Origin of the sequence: Sporosarcina aquimarina (assembly GCF_033253705.1) — a bacterium.
In the GTDB taxonomy this organism is placed as follows: Bacteria; Bacillota; Bacilli; order Bacillales_A; family Planococcaceae; genus Sporosarcina; species Sporosarcina aquimarina.
Genome location: NZ_JAUBDH010000001.1, coordinates 368,313 through 385,972, shown reverse-complemented (window position 1 = coordinate 385,972; position 17,660 = coordinate 368,313). Strand labels below are relative to the sequence as shown.

The following is a 17,660-nucleotide window of genomic DNA, read 5'->3' as shown; positions in this document are numbered from 1 at the left end:
GGTTTCGAAATCTCATTCACTAATGGAATCATGCTATACTTTTTACAAAGAAAGAAAGAAAGGATGATTGGATGAATCAGCAGCAAGCGCTTCAGCAAACATTTACTCATGCACGCACTTATTTCCCGAGTCTTGGGAGTTCTTACAAAGGACGGCCTGTGTTATTTTTCGATAACTCTGCGGGTGCACAAGTTTCCCAATTTGTCATCGACCGTGTAACGGACTATTATATTCACCGAAATGCTCAAAAAGGAACTATTTTTGCACGCACTGAAGAGATGCAGCATACTATCGTTGATGCAAGACAACTGGCAGCTGATCTGATAGGAGCAAACGATCATTCTGAAATCGCTTTCGGACAAAACGCAACCAACTTCTTCCACCTTTTCGCCCACCATCTTGGAAGAGATTTGACAAAGGGCGATCACATTGTGATTACAGAAGCTGATCATCACGCAAATGTAAATCCTTGGATGGAACTTGCAGAACGCGGCATTCACGTTCATCTGTGGAATGTGGATGACCAAGGAAATTTGGATTTTGCACAGTACGAAGAATTACTTGCACTGCGCCCTAAAATTGTCGCAGCCGGCTGGGCTTCAAATGCGACTGGCACCATTCATGATATGAAAAAAATCACTGCAATGGCTCATGCAGCAGGAGCGCTGGTCGTTGCAGACGGTGTGCAAGCGGCCAGTCACATCGCGCTCGATGTTAAAGAGGCAGGCGTCGATTTCTCAGCATTCTCCACCTACAAAATCTTCGGCCCGCATATGGGCTTTGGATACGTGAACCGCGATCACTTAAACCGGTTGAATGGCTGGCGTATTAAGGAAGAACTCGAGAAAGATGCGTACTTCTTTGAAGTCGGATCACAAAATCACGAAGGCATCGAAGGGTTTATCGGCTCGATGGACTATTTGGCGCAAGTAACAAAAGATGCACAAGCGAATGGTTTTTCTTTAGATGAAACCCCGCTTGCACAAGCTCGCCCTAAGCGGCGTGAACTCGCTGGTGCCATGCATTTCGCTCATCTTTTTGAACAGCAATTAACGGATCACTTCCTTGCGAAACTTGCAGATGTCGAACATGTCGTCTTATACGGAAAAACGGCTGAACAATCCGCTGAACGTCTGCCTGTGTTTTCATTCAATATTGAAGGCATCGAACCAGATGTACTCGGTCGTGAATTGAATGAAGCCGGTGTCGAAGCTCGAACTGGAAACTATTTGGCCATTAATCTGATGAAACGATTAGCACCTTCTTTCGGAGGGAGTGCCCTCCGGATTAGCCTTGTCCATTACAATACAGTTGAAGAGATCGACCGGTTTTTCGAAATTCTGGACGAAGTGCTTGTAAATTTAAAAACTCGTATATTCTAATTAGAAAATGCCTTTGCTTGTTTTCGTTTACAAGCAAAGGCATTTTTATGTGTGGATCATTTACCGTGGCATTTCTTATATTTCTTACCGCTTCCGCAAGGACACGGATCATTGCGTCCGACCTTCTTCTCAGCAACAGCCGAATCTTTTGTTAATGGTTTCACTTGTGTTCTTTCTACAAGAGACATTTCTTGCGGTGTATGTCCTCTGTTTTCAATTAAACGAACCGCATTTGATACATTAATCGCTACGGGAACTATACGTTTCACGCTTTCTTCTTCCAATGGACCCGCTTGTGCCATCAGACGGCCGATCACTTCCATGAAGTTTGCATGCCATTTGGAAAGACCTTCCATGAACGTGAAAAGCATGCGATCCACTTGAATTTGTGGAATGTGTTCTTCCAAGAAGAGTTTTTCCAATTGCTGCAGTTCCGGCGTTTTCTCTACATATCCTGGATCTGCCAAGAGAAGAACGTCTTCTTTCGCTGGCTCATAATAAGGCTTTTCGATTGTTTCCCGAACGAAGACATCTGGGTCGATTCCAATTAGTTTCGACCCAAGTAATACGCCGTCTTTATAGAAGATGTTCTCTTCTTGTAAGCTGACACTTACATCACTTGCCTCGATGAATTCACTAAGCTCTTCTACTGTAATCTGATGTTCGTTTTGTGTGTTATACAAAGAAATTACACGCGCATACGGCACCATTCCGTAAAGACGGGTAGTCGCACGGATATAAGCTAAAATCGTATCCTGATGCTCCGCAAACGGATTGGCTTTTTTAGTTTTAGCTTGTGGTTCTAGTTTAGATTTTGTTTTCGGTTTAGATTCAGGCTTCGCAGAAGTTGACGGCTCTTCTGTCATCTCCGAATCCCGATATGGATCGCTTATAATCTTGTAGTTTTGGTGGTTAACTTCATTCCACTCGGTTTTCTTATACTTCACTTGTTTCAACACGTCATTGATAGCTTGTTTGTCATACGGCTTAAATTCCCTACCTTTCATCCACTCTGTCATATGAGCATGTTCGGGGTGTGCAGGATTCTCGATGATTGACAAAAACGAAGCGAATCCGCCTGGTCCGCCTACATCTTCAGGAGGCGCGTCGCCTTCTCCGTCCAGTACTGTAGGGAATCCGAAATGATAGTCTTCTACAATCTCTTCGAGTTCGACTAAGAAACGCCATCCGTCTCCAAAATCGTATGTGTACGTCAATTCCTTGTGCTTCTCAATATATTTATCGATTTTTATCCGTGTCGGCTGTTTTGGAGTGAGTTTAGAACCTTCTCTCAGTTCTTCTCGCTGCTCCAAATTATTCGTAATGCATACATCGTCCACTACGACTTCAAAGAAGTGGTACGGTTCATCGACATTGTAACTTTCGAAGTTGGTCACACGCTGAATCGTTTCGTGAAGACGGTTGAATGTAGCGCCTGCTGGCATAATTACTCTCCGCCATACTGCCGGCTCTACATCGATCATTGTTAGTTTAAGTATATAAGACTTCATAAAGTCACCTCATCTTAGTGCATAAATTAGTTTAGCTGTTAATAATAGTGTAACATAATTCGGACGAACTCCGCGTCTATACCTATTATACAGGCATTTGTTCATAGGTTAAGTGAGTTAAAACTATCTATGTCAATCGACTATTCAAAAAATTCATTGACTTTTATAGAGTCATTCCTTATGATAAATATATCTTCCAGAAAGCAGGTGATCACTATGGCAAACTTCAACTTGACGATTGTAAATTGGATTGGACCCATACTTTCACCTGCCATGCCTTAACAATCGGCATGTTTCTTCTGATATGCGCGTGAAAGCATGGAGTCCAATCCGCGGACCCATGCTTTTTTCTATGCCCATATTTAGGAGGAATTCATTTGAAAACATTGAAGAATTATGGTTGGAACGAAGTGCATCAAACATATTGGAACGAACAACGGAACGAACTAAAGAAAGACACGTACACGATAGGACGCGTTATATTGGAACACAAACATATGTATCGGGTTTTCACCGAACAAGGCGAATGGTTATCGGTCTGTTCCGGTTCTTTACTTCATAACGCACTGGATCGCCAGGATTATCCTGCCGTTGGTGATTGGGTAGCACTTGAACAAATGCCCGGAGAGCAACGCGGAATTATCCACTCGATTTTACCGCGAACTTCTATTTTCTCCCGGAAAACTGCGGGTGAAACGATGACAGAACAACTCATTGCAGTGAATGTCGACATCGTGTTCCTCGTTACTTCGGTGAATGATGATTTTAACATCCGAAGGCTGGAACGCTATTTGGTCGCGGCGTATGACTCAGGCGCCGTGCCCGTCATTGTGCTGACAAAAGAAGATCTATGCGAGGCACCTGAGGATTTCATCGAACAGGCGCAAGAGATTGCTTTTGGTACGGATGTACTCGCAGTCAGCAGTAAGACTGGCGATGGCATTGAACATGTCATGGCACTTCTTGAAGATGGAAAGACCGCTGCACTGTTAGGGTCGTCCGGTGTCGGAAAGTCTTCGTTAGTCAACGCTATCTGCGGAGACCAAACGATGACTGTCCAAACGATTCGGGAAGATGATGCGAAAGGCCGCCACACGACAACACATCGCGAACTTATTCCATTGCCTGCAGGCGGTGCACTCATCGACACACCCGGAATGCGAGAATTTCAGCTTTGGAACGACCACGAAAGTATTGAAGGCAGTTTTTCTGATATCGATTCGTTATCTGCTTCATGCAAGTTTAATGATTGCCGACATCAGTTTGAACCAGGATGTGCAATACAACGGGCATTATCGGATGGATCCCTCGCCGAAGACCGATTCGCAAGCTATCTCAAACTTCAGCGCGAAATTGCCTACTTGGAACGTAAAACAAATACACAAGCGCAAGCTGCTGAACGAAAAAAATGGAAAACGATTACTAAATCACAGCGCAAATGAGTTTTGACATAAAAAAATGAAAGCGGTCGATGGATCGCTTCCTTTCTTCATGCTTATATAATGGCTTTGACAATCAACTGGATAATCAATCCGATGATGACAAGCCTGAGTAAGATTCGAACGTGCTTAGGATTCAGCTTCTCTGCAATATGGACACCGATTTGCGCACCAGACATCGAACCGAGTACAAGTGCAAGGGCGATGGGCCAAATTATTTTCCCCATTGCCATATAGGTGATGGCAGCACCCAATCCACTTGAAAACGAGGCGAGTCGAACAAATCCGATTGAGCGCATGTAGGATATTTTTAATTGATTGAACAAAAAGAGGAGTAACGTTCCCTGCCCAGGACCAAATAATCCATCATACAAACCAATTCCAAGAAGCCCTGTCACGCCAGTTTTTGATGGCTGCAAGGTCGCTATACCCGAAAAGTCGGCTTTCGATAGAAAAGAAGTGAAAAATGCGCCAATCAGCAAGACGATGGCCAGCTTATAAAGAGCAGCGTCCGATATGTGAGTGGCAATCAGCCCCCCGACTGTACCGGCGGTTAAGGAGAGCGGGAGAATCCACCATGATTCACGGAGTGTGATTTGTTTTTTCAGGAGAACGGTTAAGAACGTAGTGAAAGAACTGAAGGTCGTGGAGATCTTACTGGCTCCGATTACAGAGTGGATTGGAATTCCCATAAGCAGCATTGCGGGCATCGTGATAAGACCGCCTCCGCCTGCAAGTGTTCCAAGCATCATTGCGACAAGTGCTATGAAAAAGAGTAGCACGTATTCCATATTCACTCGCCTCCCTTCTGCTTCCAGTATACTCTCACAAGCAGCATAAGTGAATTCGATAGTTTTTAATGAATAACATAAGGGTTCCTTATGTTGCGAATCATTTCCATCTACCTCATTATTAAGAGGTAGTGGAAGATGTCGTCTTTTTCATCTTACGGTGCGGATATGATTTACTGATGAACGGAATTTCGTCACATCCGTGTGATTTGTTCGTATAGACAGCCATGACGAATAATACGTTGGCCATTAGTTGTGCGAAGTCGAATAGAATTTCAGGGACATCACGCTCCACAGAAACTTTGTGCAGTGCGCGAACAGATTTTTTCGCTTCACTTCGGCACACATGGAGAACGGTTGCAGCATGTGTTCCTTGTGGAAGGACGAATTGCTCAATCAGCTCACCCAGCTCAGCTACGTATTCATCATACATTTCACTAAGGCGCTCTAAATCTACCGGAAAAATTGCCAGTTTCCCTCGAACTGAACCATTTAAATGGTATGCAAGCGGCTGCAGCCAGCGGAGATCCGTTTGTACTTTTTCCACGTCTGCCGTCAGGGATAATGCTTCTCCGATTCGAGTCGTCAGCGAGTCTGTACGGATTTCAAAGTCGACAGTAGATGGTGTTTCTCTCATGAACGGATAACAAATATAGCGCATATCTTTTTTCATAATTTCTCCTTCTTTCATTAATAGGATACTTTTGAATCAGTATACCATAGGTTTAAATCTCATTTATGTACATCACGGAAAACTATAAATCGTAACTACTCATTGGAGGCCCGACATGTTATCGGATAAACAGATTAAAAGAATTCAGCAGTTACAAACACAATGCGAAGATTATGACCAAATCGAATTGAAATTGAATTGGGATATGCTTCGCGAAAGGAAAGATGACTCACTGGACTTCTTTATGTGGAAGGAAGATGAACTCATTGCCTATCTAGCGTTATATGGGTTTGGTTCAACAGCCGAAGTGTGCGGCATGGTAAAACCGTCTGAACGCCGGAACGGTTACTTCTCGAAACTGTGGTCTCAAGCGTCGAAGGTAATTCAACATAACGACTTTGACAAAGTGCTCTTTAATGCACCCGGAACCTCCGACTCTGCAAAAGGGTGGCTTGCCGATCAGCCATGCGATTATTCATTCTCTGAGTTCCATATGCATTGGAACGAACAAGATCTCGCGGAAACAATAGACATCACCATGCGGGAATCTACTATAGAAGATAAAGTATTTGAAATCGCTTTGGACGCCGAAGCCTTCTCCCTATCTCTTGCGGACGCGGAGTCCTATTATACTGAACGCCTGTCCCGGGCGAAAGAACGCCGTTATATCATCGAAGCGGATGGATCTTCAGTCGGTAAAATCCGGGTCACGCGCAGTCTGGATGAATCGTACTTATCTGGATTCGCAATCACTGCCGATTCCAGAGGCAAAGGCTACGGCAGCCAAGCACTGCAATGGATTGTGAAACAGGAAATCCCAACCGGTAACACGATCAAACTGGACGTAGAAACAAAAAACGATAACGCACTGAAACTATACGAACGAGTAGGTTTCGTGCATCAGCAACGTCAGGATTACTATGAAGTGGATATGGGGTTATTGAAAGCGCGTTTGTCCGTTTGCCGGTGATGCTGGAAGTGCTGGTGAAAAGTCTTTGTTCTGAAGTAGCGGAAGTGGAACCTGTAGTTTTTTGAAGTTAGAAATGGTTAATCGGATAACGCCCGGATTTCCTTTAATGGGAATCCGGGCGTTTCTGCGGGCTGTTATCAGCCCCATCAAAGTGCTGCTACGAAGATAGCCGGAGAGTAACGTCCCCCACTCATGACAACTGCCATTGGGAAAAATAATGAAAATCCAGCCGGGAAACCGACTGGGGCTGCACTTTTTAATTTGACCAGGCTGCGTAAATCGGCCAAATGGCTGCTGAGATTGCCAATAAAATTACGATGAACACAAATGTGCGCACACGTCGCTTTGTATTCAACAGATTGAAGTTATACAAAACGAATGCACTGAATAGAAACAACACTCCTGCAAAGAGCGCAGGGATGAATTGCGTCAGACTGCTTAAGTATAAAATCATGTAACCGAAGACAGTGGGTACTGCTAGTATGACGAATAGGATGGCAGACAAAACCAAGTTCACTAAAAGCTTGTCATTAATTGTATAGCTGGTGTGCATCATTTTTTGGAAGTTTGTAAGCATTTGTTTGCGTTTCATGAGCTTCGTGCTCCTCTTGGTGGTTTGTTTTAGTTGGATGCGCCATTTGCAATTAGATAGGTTACTGCGAGAGCGATTGCTGCGATGACCATGAAGGTAAAGAATCTGGTTTTGGTTATGAACCATTTATAGAGAATGAGAGAAACGAGTAAGAAGAACACCGTTGGGACAGTCACGATGAATGGGAGTTGAAGGTAATCTTCATTCACTACTGTGATGAGTCCAACGGCGAATGTGCCTAGAAACAATAGAACTGCTAACGTTGCGGATAGTGGCTCGGCCATCGACCTCTCTCCTTTTGAAATTAGTGTTCATCCAACGAAACGTACCCTGTTTTCTCCACGAGTTCCTGGCCTTCATCTGAAACAATCCAATCGATTAATGGCTGTACGTTCGGATTTTTCGTACCTGCTGTTACAGCATAGAATTCCGAGGAAATTGGATATTCCCCTGAACGAATTGTTTCTTTTGTTGGAGCAATGTCTTCCACTTGAATTAACTTAATTTGATCATTGCCGACCATTTCCATCGAATAGTAGCGGAATGAAAAGCCGATTGCGTTTGTGTAATTCCGATAAGTGGAGACCTCTTTAATAATGCCACCCATTCCTTCTGGGACATTTTCCTCAGGTGCTTTCATGATTGGTACATCGCCCATGAAGCGTTCGAGGGCTGTCTGACTGCCGCTGTCTGCGGGACGCTGAAATGCCCGAATAGTTTCGTTATTCCCGTCGACCTCTTTCCAGTTGGTGATTTTGCCGGCATAAATATCTTGGATTTGCTGAACGGTCAAACTGTCGACTGGGTTGTTGCTGTTGACGAAAAAGACGAATGCTTCTTTGCCGATTGGTGTCATCTGCATTTCCTTTTTTAAACGTTGCGCCGTTTTCTTTTGCCCGTCTGAAGGACCTGCGGCAAAAATGACGTCCACACTGCCGTTCAGTAAATTGTTGTACGCTTCGGGCGTTGTATTCACCATGACGTCACTGTCTGTCGGATAATACTCTTTTTTAGGATAAAGCGCTTCTGTGAATGACGCGTAAAGTGGATACAGCGCAGTTGCCCCATCCAGTTTCGGAACTGGTTCTTGGATTTTCAGAGTCGCAGGATGATCGAGTTTAGCGAGACTGTCTAGGTTTCTGAAAGGTTCGTATTGGTAGACGTCGATTTCTGCGCTGACAGTTGGCATGCTTTGTTTGTAGGACTCCCGGATTGGCACAATGGCTGTCACTATAAGCGCTGCGCCTGCGATTATGCTGAATGCAAGAATTCGACGTTTCGTTTTGAAAAACTTGAGCAATAGAAATGTCGCGAGCAGGTAGGTGACTGTCGGCACTGCGATAATGAGCGGGATGTACTGAATTTGTCCTTGTAACAAAGTGAGCACGACCGCAAAAAACGTAATAATGGCGAGCGGGATGAATAGGATGATCGATTTGAATACATCCATTGGATAGGCCCCTTTCTATTTGGTTCATTTAGTGTATTATTACACCATTCGTTTCTTGCGTCAATAGGCAGATTATTTGTTTGTGGGGATGGCTGGTGATTTGAGTTTGGATTTAATATAGGGTTTGCTTGTCCGACACTTGTGGGTAGTTGTCCGACATTAGGAGCGGATTCTTCTACACTCAACTTGTGTTCTTTATCACTTTTAGTGATTTCTTCGACACTACGCGAAGTTTCTCGATAAGTAGACACAATTCACCCCGTGTCAAAGACTTGACTAGTGGCGATTTGCGCACCAAAAAAGCACTCGCGGCTGCGAGTGCTTTTCTATAATTCATTTACATAAACATACCAGCGATCGTACCGCTCATTAAGTTTGCGAGCGTACCTGCGAGTACTGCTTTAAAGCCTAATTTCGCAACGACTGCGCGTTGGTTTTCGGCAAATGCTGTCATGCTGGCGATTAGGATTCCGAGAGATCCGATGTTTGCGAATCCACATAATGAGAACGTGAGGATCGCGACGGTTTTGTCCGACAGGGCTTCGATCATCGGCTGGAATGATGTGAACGCGACCATCTCGTTCAAGATCACTTTTTGACCGAGTAAGTTACCTGCTGTCATCGCTTCAGACCAAGGAACGCCCATTGCGAACGCGAGTGGTGAGAAGATGTAACCAAAAATCTGCTGAATCGAGATTTCCGGGTGGCCGAACCAGCCGCCGATTCCGCCCAGAATTCCGTTCGCCATCGCGAGAAGTGAAATGAAGGCAATCAGCATCGCGATAATGAGTCCGGCCATTTTCAATCCTTCCGCAGCACCTTTTGTGACTGCATCGATTGCGCCTGGCTTCACTCCGCCTTCGCCGATCAATTCTTTCGGTTCATCGTCCCCAACGTTTTTCGGTACTTCTGTTTCAGGAATCAAGATTTTTGCGAATACAAGTCCTGCAGGTGCTGCCATGAAACTTGCGGACAGCAAGTAATTGATAGGGATACCGAGTGCTGCGTATGCAAGCATCGTGCCGCCTGCGACGGATGCGAGTCCCCCAACCATGACAGCGAACAGTTCAGAACGCGTGAGTGTTTTAATATATGGTTTAATAATCACCGGTGCTTCTTGTAGTCCTAAGAAAATATTAGACGCTGCAGTGAGTGATTCCGGTTTGCTTGTCCCTAGAATTTTAGCCAATCCCCCGCCAACGATCCGTACGAAGAATTGCATAATGCCAAAGTGGTAGAGAAGAGAAATGAGTGCCGTAACGAAGATCGCCATCGCCGCAACTCGGATGCCAAAGATGAAACCTGTTGGAGCAGATGAATCCGCAAGACTTCCAAATACGAATGCGAGTCCTTCGTTACCATAGTGGATCACATTTTGGACACCGCCAGAAAACTTTTCAATAACTGCTCGTCCTCCTGAAGACTTTAAGACGAGATAACCAAAGAAGATTTGCATCGCAACTCCAATTACGACGACACGGTAATTGATTTTACGTTTGTTGTCAGAGAGCAAAAAAGCAATGAAAAGGATGACGAGGCATCCAAGTAGGCCAGTTAGGATATTCATTAGATTCTCCTCTATTAATTGGATTATGAAACAATGTGTAATCGGTTTCATATAATTTAACACAGGTTGAATAGGAGCGCCAATAAGAAATTGTGACATACTATTTACAACATCTTGTATGACTTCATGAATATTGGTATATTTGTGTAAACGATAACATAACAGAGGTGAAACCGATGGCTACAATAAAAGATGTGAGTAAGTTAGCGGGCGTTTCTGTCGCAACTGTTTCCCGGTATTTAAACAAGAATGGCTACGTCAGCAAAGAAGCTGGAGAGACGATTGCCGAGGTCATTGAAAAGCTTAATTACCGTCCGAATAATATTGCCAGAAGTCTAGCTGGCATGAAGACGGCTACGATCGGGTTAATGGTTCCTGATATTTTGAACCCGTTCTTCCCTGAACTTGCGCGAGCGATTGAAGACGCAGCGAATGACTATGGCTATACCGTTATGTTGTGCAATACCGATAATGACTCTGCGAAAGAGCAAAAATACATCGACACCCTGCTTCATAAGCAAGTGGATGGAATTATCATTTCCTCCTATGGCATAAAACCTGAACACTTAAGCAGTTTACAAAAACAATCCATTCCAGTCATTCTCATAGATAATGTGTTTTCGAGTGACTCTGTCGTCTCCCTTACCGTTGAAAACGAGCGCGGTGGTGAACTGGCTGTCGAGCATTTACTCGAGCGGGGATGCTCAAAAATCGCCCACATATGCGGACCTTTGTCGATTACTTCTTCCAGAGAACGGACAGCAGGCTTTGAGAATGCAAGCCGCGGCACTGATTGGTTCACGCCAAGCCTGATTGGATACAGTGATTTCACCGTGCACGGCGGCTACACTGCGATGCTCGAGCTGCTGAGCATTCATCCTGATCTCGATGGCATATTTGCCAGTAACGATCTTATGGCGGCCGGTGCGCTGAAAGCATTACAAGAATCGGGTAAAAACGTACCGCGGGACGTGAAAGTAATTGGATTTGACGGCATTGGCCTTGAAATGATGACCCCTGAACTTTCGACCATTGCGCAGCCGATTTCCGAACTTGGGAAAACGGCAATGGATTCGTTGATGGGATTGATTCGAAAAGAATCCGATATTCTGACCGATCAAGTTTTTCCGGTGACGCTGATCGCCAAACAATCGACTATGACAAACTAAAAAGGAGCTCCCCATTATTGGGTGAGCTCCTTTAGTTTGTTGCGTGATGCGAGTTCCATGATGACCGACAGCAGCACCCCGACTAACAAACCGTTACTTATAAGTGGCTGCAGCATAACCGGGAATGCACTGAAGGTTTCAGGCGGTACATTTAAAATACTGAGTCCGACGAGCATAGGAATCGTAATTCTGTGCATGGAAATATTGTCGAGCGGCAGTCTTCTGACGTTCCGGATTGCTGTGCTAAATAGTTGTAAGTATGCGACGAACAACACTGAATCCCCCACAGTTTCTGGCATGGTCGAGAAAAACCCTCCAAGTGCGGGTATCAGACCGAGTACAATGAAAAGCGCGCTGCCCAGGATGAACGGACCTCTTTGAAAAATACGAGTGCTTTGTAAGAACCCGATAGATGACGAATAGGGTCCGAAGGGAATTAATCCAAATAATCCAGCGACAATGGTTCCAACACCTGTCACATAATACGATGCTTGGTATTGCTTGAGTGTCGTGCGTTCTTCGAACAAAGACTCCACGGTCGAGATGGCAACGAGTGAATTCGCCATATTGATGAGCCCTGCGATGAATGCCGTGACGATGATTCCGATATGCAGCTTCAGTTCACCCAATGGAAGCAATTTGAAGAGCGTGCCGCCACTGGTTGGCGTGGTTTCATTGCCAAAGAACAGGACGAATGCGACCCAACCGCCCAGCATGCCGATCAGTATAGAGAAATTGGCGATACTTCCCCTTCCCATCATGGACATGACGAGTACGGCTACGACGATGATCACTGAAAGAAGCGCAACGGGCAGATTGATAGCCCCGCCATCACCAATCCCCATCATTCCTTTGAAAAAGTACAGAATCAGCTGGCATGACAGCAGGAATAAGTAGATGACCAAAACAATGGGGTTGAATATTTTCTGGAGCAGTTCTGTAAAACCAATCGCTCCAAGAATGATTGTCACGATTCCTGCGAGCAGCATCCCTACGGCTAAACTCCCTCCGAGCTCTGAATAACTGAGACCCATTGCAGGTGCGGATGCGCATAAGCTGAGCACGAGTCCCCACCAAATGCCGCCATGACCTTCAAGGAGCGGATAGCGGTGTCCAATGAGTGACTGCAATAGGCTCGCTGCCCCTACTACGATGAATGATGTACGGATCAGTCCAGCCGTTTCAGCATCTGTCAGACCGAATGCCAATCCAATGGAAAGAGGCACAACGACTGTATTGACGACCATGAAAAAGAGCCATTGAATGCCTGCAAGTGAGAACGCAGGTTTCGATAAAGACGGCATGTTTTGTTCCCACTTTCTTAACGATTTATTGAATGAAAAGAGCCTGACAACCTACGTCAGACTCACAACAAGCACTTACTTCCCTAATGTATCCACGAGCTTCTGGATGAATCGTGCGTCATCCACTTCTAAACAAACGTCCACATTCGGTTCGCGCTTTGTATAATTCTTGAAGTCGCAAACGGTTTGTCCGTCACACAGTTCACTTTTCGTTTCGACGTCGACGAAGTATTTTTCAGTTTTCACAAGTGATCGGTCAAGTGCAACGCCCACTGCAAGCGGATCATGCATCGAGCATGCTTCTTTCCCGTTTCTTTGAAGGTAATGATTCATGTAATGAACCGTCGATTCTTCAACGAAATCACGTGCTGGTCCTGCTTGAATCGCTTCTACGTCTTTTTTCGTCAGCAATGTGTTCGAAGTCACGTCCAGTCCAACCAGCGTAATCGGAATCCCTGAATGGAACACGATTTTCGCTGCTTCCGGATCGATGTAGATGTTATATTCAGCAGTCGGAGTAATGTTGCCTGGATGGTCGACCGCGCCGCCCATGATGACAAGTTCTTTCAACCATTCTTTTAGACGCGGCTCTTTACGGAGTGCAAGCGCCATGTTTGTAAGTGGTGCTAACAAAATCACTGTAATTTCCCCAGGATGCTGCTTCGCCTGTTCGATGATGAAGTCCGGTGCAAAGCCTTCATCCCGGATTTCTACGTCCATGTCTTTCAACGCGCCGCCGATTCCGTCGTTCCCGTGGACACTGACTTCGAAGAACGGTTCGCGCAATAAGGGACGGGATGCCCCTTGAACTACTTTCAGGTCATCACGGCCGAGCAATGTTGTCACTTTACGTGTATTGAGCGTCGCTTGTTCTAAAGACGTGTTGCCGTTCACTGTCGTAATGCCGAGGATGTCCGCTTCTCCGCTTTTTTCCGCAAGCAAGATTCCGATTGCGTCGTCAATTCCTGTGTCTACGTCAATAATCACTTTTTTCATGCTTGTCCCACCTTTTCAGATTCTAGTAGTTCGGTAATGCAATGTAAGCCTGTCGCTACGCCATATTTCAGTGCATCCAAGTTCACATGGTAGTGTGCGTTATGCCAAGGGAAATTCTCTTTTTCGGATGAACCCGTTCCCCAATACATGAAGACGGATGGAACTTCACTTGCAACAATCGAGAAGTCGTCGCCACTCATATACGGGTGTTCATTGACAACAACGGCTTGGTCTCCGAATGTCTTTGTGACGGACTTCGTTAACACATCTGTCAGTTCAGGGTCATTCCAGCTCGCTGGATAGCCTTTGCTGTAGTTGTATTCATACGATCCGCCCCAAAAATCAGTGATTGAGCGAAGCAATACTTCAAGTTGAGAAGCGATTTTATCTTGAGTTTCGGTCTTGATGGTACGGACCGTTCCAGAGATTTCAACGCGTCCGCAAAGTACGTTGGAAGTTGTTCCTCCGTTGATCGTTCCGAACGTGATTACCCCGTTATCGAGCGGAGATGTTTGGCGTGACACGATTTTTGGACGCCTGTAACAAATTGACCCGCCATCGCAATCGCGTCAATTCCTTGTTGAGGAGCCGCTGCGTGACCGCCTTTACCGATAAGCGTAATGTACACGCGGTCCGTATTCGCTAGCATGTATCCCGGTTTCATCTCAAAAGTCCCTGGAGCAAGGAATGGATTCGTATGTAGACAGATTGCCGCATCGACTTTAGGATTCTCGAGGATTCCTTCTTCGATCATCGGTTTCGCTCCGCCTGGCTGCGCTTCTTCCGTCGGTTGGAACATAATTTTAACTGTTCTGTTCCGTTCCACTCGTCTTTGCGCTCTTTCAGAATGGTTAAAATTGCAAGTCCGATTGTCGTGTGCGCATCATGACCACACGCGTGCATCGTACCTTTGTTTTTTGAGCTATATTCCAGTCCCGTGTCTTCTTCGATCGGTAATGCATCGATGTCGCAGCGCATTAAAATCGTCTTCCCTGGATTCGCTCCTGTAATTTCCGCGCAAACGCCCGTTTTTGCCATCGCTTTGTGTTCGATGCCGATGCGGTCGAGTTCTTGTTGAATGAAAAGCTGCGTATTCGTTTCCTCTTTACTTAATTCAGGGTGCATATGCAAGTGTTTGTATGTGTCTCGGAGATACCCGTCGAGGCGTTCTTCGATCCATTGAACAGAAATCGCTTCCATTGGTCCGTCTCCTTTTTGTTGAGAATTAATCCAAATCAGCGGTGTAAGGCATACCGTCTTGTGCGCCGAATTTTGTAACTGCGTGCGCAGCGACTTTTGTTGCGAATGCGACCATTTCTGGGAGTGACTTTTCTTGTGCAATGCTGACAGCAAGTGCTCCGTTATAAGAATCTCCGGCGCCTGTCGTATCGACAACTTTCACTTTTTGCGCAGGCGTAATGACGAGGTTTCCGTCTTGTAAGTACGCGCTGCCCTGCTCGCCAAGAGTGACGATCAGCGTTTGGTTATAGGTTGTTTCCCACTTTTTCATGAGTGTTGCGAGTTCGTCATTTGTGGTCAAAGTGTGTTCTGCGAGTAATGCGAATTCTGTTTCGTTCGGCGTCAAATAGTCAACGAGCTGCAGCAATTCTGCGGGCAGTGTCTGTGCAGGTGCTGGATTCAGGATCGTCGTGACACTGTTTTTGTTTGCGATTTCTAAAACTTTTTGAACTGTTTCTATAGGAATTTCAAGTTGCGTGAGAAGTACATCCGCCTCGGAAATAAGCTGTTCCATTTCAGGCGTGATTTTGTCTGGAGTTAACGTGAAGTTCGCACCAGGAACGACGATGATACAGTTGTCATGATTGACGTGGAATATATCCGCGATACCTGTTTTGACGTCTTCGACTTGGTCGATAAACTCCGTATTTACTTGGTTTTGTTCCATTTGTTCTAATAAACTTTTCCCGAATTCGTCTTGTCCCACTGCCCCGATCATCGAGACGTCGCCGCCTAAACGCGCGATGCTGACCGCCTGGTTGGCGCCTTTGCCACCTGGCAAGTAGTTGACTTCATTGCCCAAAATCGTTTCTCCGATTTGCGGCAGACGATTCGTCGAAATAATAATATCCATATTCAAACTGCCGACAACGACAATACGCTTCTTCAATTCATCACCTGTTTTCAAGTTGTAGTAGACAGGAATTTCATTTCCATGTGTAACCGATTACACATTTATAGAATAGCACAGAGAATTTAGTTGAGCAATGCTTTTTAGTGTTGTGGGGGTGATCTTTTTGAGTGTTCGGTCAATAGTGAGCAGTTGGGTTTTGGGGTGGAGCTCATTTTTTGTTATTCGACACTTGGCTGGGGTTGTCCTACATTGGCGGGGGTTTGTCCTACATTGGAATAGGGTTCTTCATCACTTCGCGGGATTTCTTCGACACTATGCGAAGTTTCTCAATAAGTAGACACAATTTAGCATGCGTTAGGGATTAATTGGTAGCGCTTCGCGCGTTGAGGGCAGGGCTAATGTTCTTCGACAAATCAAAAGGGTTGCACGACATAGCGAGTGTGTTCTCGGACATTGGCACGTGCTTCTCGATCACTACTGAGCATTTCTCCGACACTACGTAGAGTTTCTCGATAAGCAGACACAATTCAAGCCCTTTTAAGGGATTAATTGGTAGCGCTTCGCTTGTTTTAGGGATGGGCTAGCCCGCTGCGTGAGGGAATCGGCAATTTCGTGAGTGGAATCGGCATGATGCCCGGGTGAATCGGCACTTTCAAGTGCAGAATCGGCAACATGGGCGAATTAATCGGCAATAGACTACAATTCAACCGCGGTTTAGGGATTAATTGGTGGCGCTTCGCGCGTTTCAAGGATGGGCTACCCCGCTGCGTAATGGAATTGATGAACTCGCCCGATTCGTTGAGCTACCCGCCCGATTCATTTAATCACCCGCCCAATTACCCTTATAACCCGACCGTTTTAATCGGCTACCCGCCCGATTCCCTATGCTACCCGCCCGTTTCAGCTGCCAACCCGCCCGATAGGTTCCCCGCCTGCACAATTCAACCGCGGTTAAGGGATTAATTGGCAGCGCTTCGCTTGTTTTAAAACCTGCCCCCTACAGCCGCCCCTTTCTCGCCATTTGCCCTGCATATACTGCAGGGTATACCGAGGGGGCTCGACAATGCAGTGGATTATGGTGATTTTTCTTGGCATTGCTGCCAACTTAGATAACTTAGGGATTGGGCTGGCGTATGGTATTCGCAAGACGAAGATTCCACTTCGCTCGAATGTGACGATTGCGCTTGTTTCGATGGTCGTCACGTTTGCCGCGATGGTGGCTGGTGAACGGGTAACGACGTATATAACCGTCAATACCGCGGACATCTTAGGCGGACTTTTGCTATGTGCGATTGGAATTTGGATGTTGCTTCAGCCGCGTGCTGCAGAACCGAGCCCATATGAAGATCCGACCGTTGCGGATATCGATGGCGACCGTGTCATTTCCGTTCGGGAAGCATTGCCACTTGGCTTTTTACTGTCCGCCAATTGTCTTGCAGCTGGGTTTGGCATGGGCGTCAGCGGCAGTTCCATTATCGGGACAATTTTGTCAGTCGGATTCTTTTCATTCATCACAATCGGCGGCAGCCATCGGTTCGGGACATTGCTTGCCCGCACGTGGATTGGCCGGTATCCCGCAGGCATTGCAGGGGGTTTGTTGCTTGTCATCGGTTGCGCCGAGATCTTTTTTTAAAGAGTTCATCTCACACAAATAGCTCGCATCCTCACTGGCAGAGGGTACGAGCTATTTGTCGTGTTCACATATAGGAGTGCGTTCAACACTT

At 45.9% G+C, this 17,660-nt stretch carries 19 protein-coding genes; 5 read left to right on the top strand and 14 right to left on the bottom strand.

Going from position 1 to position 17,660, the window contains the following annotated elements; translation table 11 throughout:
* The first annotated feature begins 71 nt into the window (after positions 1 to 71).
* Positions 72 to 1,382: an aminotransferase class V-fold PLP-dependent enzyme gene (locus tag QT716_RS01835; RefSeq protein WP_317934028.1), complete on the top strand. Its 1,311-nt coding sequence runs from the start codon at positions 72 to 74 to the stop codon at positions 1,380 to 1,382.
* A 56-nt stretch (positions 1,383 to 1,438) separates the two neighbouring features.
* Here the strand turns inward: QT716_RS01835 and QT716_RS01830 are convergent, their stop codons facing one another.
* The gene (locus tag QT716_RS01830; protein ID WP_317934027.1) at positions 1,439 to 2,893 is read right to left on the bottom strand and encodes a plasmid pRiA4b ORF-3 family protein; all 1,455 of its coding nucleotides are present in this window, start codon (positions 2,891 to 2,893) and stop codon (positions 1,439 to 1,441) included.
* A gap of 377 nt (positions 2,894 to 3,270) precedes the next feature.
* Here QT716_RS01830 and rsgA point away from each other — a divergent pair, with 377 nt between their 5' ends.
* Positions 3,271 to 4,335: a ribosome small subunit-dependent GTPase A gene (gene rsgA / locus QT716_RS01825; protein WP_317934026.1), complete on the top strand. Its 1,065-nt coding sequence runs from the start codon at positions 3,271 to 3,273 to the stop codon at positions 4,333 to 4,335.
* Positions 4,336 to 4,388: 53 nt separating this feature from the next.
* Here rsgA and QT716_RS01820 read toward each other — a convergent pair whose 3' ends face one another.
* Together QT716_RS01820 and QT716_RS01815 are read right to left on the bottom strand one after the other, a co-directional pair.
* On the bottom strand, positions 4,389 to 5,123 hold the full coding sequence (locus QT716_RS01820; RefSeq protein ID WP_317934025.1) for a sulfite exporter TauE/SafE family protein: 735 nt from the start codon (positions 5,121 to 5,123) through the stop codon (positions 4,389 to 4,391).
* 121 nt (positions 5,124 to 5,244) lie between these two features.
* Positions 5,245 to 5,796, bottom strand: a complete 552-nt coding sequence (locus QT716_RS01815; RefSeq protein ID WP_317934023.1) for a hypothetical protein — start codon at positions 5,794 to 5,796, stop codon at positions 5,245 to 5,247.
* A gap of 115 nt (positions 5,797 to 5,911) precedes the next feature.
* Here QT716_RS01815 and QT716_RS01810 point away from each other — a divergent pair, with 115 nt between their 5' ends.
* Positions 5,912 to 6,766, top strand: coding sequence for a GNAT family N-acetyltransferase (locus tag QT716_RS01810; RefSeq protein WP_317934022.1), 855 nt, complete (start codon positions 5,912 to 5,914; stop codon positions 6,764 to 6,766).
* Between the two features lie 256 nt (positions 6,767 to 7,022).
* Here QT716_RS01810 and QT716_RS01805 read toward each other — a convergent pair whose 3' ends face one another.
* From QT716_RS01805 to QT716_RS01790, 4 genes are all read right to left on the bottom strand, one after another.
* On the bottom strand, positions 7,023 to 7,358 hold the full coding sequence (locus tag QT716_RS01805; protein ID WP_317934020.1) for a hypothetical protein: 336 nt from the start codon (positions 7,356 to 7,358) through the stop codon (positions 7,023 to 7,025).
* A 29-nt stretch (positions 7,359 to 7,387) separates the two neighbouring features.
* On the bottom strand, positions 7,388 to 7,642 hold the full coding sequence (locus QT716_RS01800; protein ID WP_317934019.1) for a hypothetical protein: 255 nt from the start codon (positions 7,640 to 7,642) through the stop codon (positions 7,388 to 7,390).
* 20 nt (positions 7,643 to 7,662) lie between these two features.
* Positions 7,663 to 8,808 carry a PstS family phosphate ABC transporter substrate-binding protein gene (locus QT716_RS01795; protein ID WP_317934018.1) on the bottom strand — a complete coding sequence of 382 codons (1,146 nt, stop codon included), beginning with the start codon at positions 8,806 to 8,808 and terminating at the stop codon, positions 7,663 to 7,665.
* Between the two features lie 337 nt (positions 8,809 to 9,145).
* Entirely contained in the window at positions 9,146 to 10,375 is a 1,230-nt protein-coding gene (locus QT716_RS01790; RefSeq protein WP_317934017.1) for a NupC/NupG family nucleoside CNT transporter, read from the bottom strand.
* 176 nt (positions 10,376 to 10,551) lie between these two features.
* On the opposite strand from QT716_RS01790, the gene QT716_RS01785 reads away from it, so the two are divergent.
* A complete protein-coding gene (locus QT716_RS01785) occupies positions 10,552 to 11,544 on the top strand; it encodes a LacI family DNA-binding transcriptional regulator (RefSeq protein ID WP_317934016.1) in 993 nt (330 codons plus the stop codon).
* Between the two features lie 14 nt (positions 11,545 to 11,558).
* Here the strand turns inward: QT716_RS01785 and QT716_RS01780 are convergent, their stop codons facing one another.
* The 7 genes from QT716_RS01780 to QT716_RS01755 all read right to left on the bottom strand — a co-directional run bounded on the left by QT716_RS01780 (position 11,559) and on the right by QT716_RS01755 (position 16,628).
* Positions 11,559 to 12,848, bottom strand: coding sequence for a uracil/xanthine transporter (locus QT716_RS01780; protein ID WP_317934014.1), 1,290 nt, complete (start codon positions 12,846 to 12,848; stop codon positions 11,559 to 11,561).
* Between the two features lie 75 nt (positions 12,849 to 12,923).
* Positions 12,924 to 13,844, bottom strand: coding sequence for a nucleoside hydrolase (locus tag QT716_RS01775; RefSeq protein WP_317934012.1), 921 nt, complete (start codon positions 13,842 to 13,844; stop codon positions 12,924 to 12,926).
* Positions 13,841 to 14,368, bottom strand: a complete 528-nt coding sequence (locus QT716_RS01770) for a M20/M25/M40 family metallo-hydrolase (protein ID WP_317934010.1) — start codon at positions 14,366 to 14,368, stop codon at positions 13,841 to 13,843. The genes QT716_RS01775 and QT716_RS01770 overlap by 4 nt, the downstream gene beginning before the upstream one ends.
* A complete protein-coding gene (locus tag QT716_RS16260; RefSeq protein ID WP_398291978.1) occupies positions 14,332 to 14,643 on the bottom strand; it encodes a M20/M25/M40 family metallo-hydrolase in 312 nt (103 codons plus the stop codon). Before QT716_RS16260 ends, QT716_RS01770 begins: the two co-directional genes overlap by 37 nt.
* Entirely contained in the window at positions 14,595 to 15,044 is a 450-nt protein-coding gene (locus tag QT716_RS16255) for a M20/M25/M40 family metallo-hydrolase (RefSeq protein ID WP_398291975.1), read from the bottom strand. Before QT716_RS16255 ends, QT716_RS16260 begins: the two co-directional genes overlap by 49 nt.
* 25 nt (positions 15,045 to 15,069) lie before the next feature.
* Positions 15,070 to 15,990 carry a ribokinase gene (gene rbsK / locus QT716_RS01760; RefSeq protein ID WP_317934008.1) on the bottom strand — a complete coding sequence of 307 codons (921 nt, stop codon included), beginning with the start codon at positions 15,988 to 15,990 and terminating at the stop codon, positions 15,070 to 15,072.
* Positions 15,991 to 16,505: 515 nt separating this feature from the next.
* A complete protein-coding gene (locus QT716_RS01755) occupies positions 16,506 to 16,628 on the bottom strand; it encodes a hypothetical protein (protein ID WP_317934006.1) in 123 nt (40 codons plus the stop codon).
* Between the two features lie 371 nt (positions 16,629 to 16,999).
* Here QT716_RS01755 and QT716_RS01750 point away from each other — a divergent pair, with 371 nt between their 5' ends.
* Positions 17,000 to 17,569: a manganese efflux pump gene (locus QT716_RS01750; RefSeq protein WP_317934004.1), complete on the top strand. Its 570-nt coding sequence runs from the start codon at positions 17,000 to 17,002 to the stop codon at positions 17,567 to 17,569.
* The last annotated feature ends 91 nt before the right edge of the window (positions 17,570 to 17,660 follow it).

Coding starts and splice junctions, on each gene's coding strand:
- QT716_RS01835 (WP_317934028.1), top strand. CDS start 72: ATGAATCAGCAGCAAGCGCTTCAGCAAACATTTACTCATGCACGCACT.
- QT716_RS01830 (WP_317934027.1), bottom strand. CDS start 2,893: ATGAAGTCTTATATACTTAAACTAACAATGATCGATGTAGAGCCGGCA.
- QT716_RS01820 (WP_317934025.1), bottom strand. CDS start 5,123: ATGGAATACGTGCTACTCTTTTTCATAGCACTTGTCGCAATGATGCTT.
- QT716_RS01815 (WP_317934023.1), bottom strand. CDS start 5,796: ATGAAAAAAGATATGCGCTATATTTGTTATCCGTTCATGAGAGAAACA.
- QT716_RS01810 (WP_317934022.1), top strand. CDS start 5,912: ATGTTATCGGATAAACAGATTAAAAGAATTCAGCAGTTACAAACACAA.
- QT716_RS01805 (WP_317934020.1), bottom strand. CDS start 7,358: ATGAAACGCAAACAAATGCTTACAAACTTCCAAAAAATGATGCACACC.
- QT716_RS01800 (WP_317934019.1), bottom strand. CDS start 7,642: ATGGCCGAGCCACTATCCGCAACGTTAGCAGTTCTATTGTTTCTAGGC.
- QT716_RS01795 (WP_317934018.1), bottom strand. CDS start 8,808: ATGGATGTATTCAAATCGATCATCCTATTCATCCCGCTCGCCATTATT.
- QT716_RS01790 (WP_317934017.1), bottom strand. CDS start 10,375: ATGAATATCCTAACTGGCCTACTTGGATGCCTCGTCATCCTTTTCATT.
- QT716_RS01785 (WP_317934016.1), top strand. CDS start 10,552: ATGGCTACAATAAAAGATGTGAGTAAGTTAGCGGGCGTTTCTGTCGCA.
- QT716_RS01780 (WP_317934014.1), bottom strand. CDS start 12,848: ATGCCGTCTTTATCGAAACCTGCGTTCTCACTTGCAGGCATTCAATGG.
- QT716_RS01775 (WP_317934012.1), bottom strand. CDS start 13,844: ATGAAAAAAGTGATTATTGACGTAGACACAGGAATTGACGACGCAATC.
- QT716_RS16260 (WP_398291978.1), bottom strand. CDS start 14,643: ATGTTCCAACCGACGGAAGAAGCGCAGCCAGGCGGAGCGAAACCGATG.
- QT716_RS16255 (WP_398291975.1), bottom strand. CDS start 15,044: ATGGAAGCGATTTCTGTTCAATGGATCGAAGAACGCCTCGACGGGTAT.
- QT716_RS01750 (WP_317934004.1), top strand. CDS start 17,000: ATGCAGTGGATTATGGTGATTTTTCTTGGCATTGCTGCCAACTTAGAT.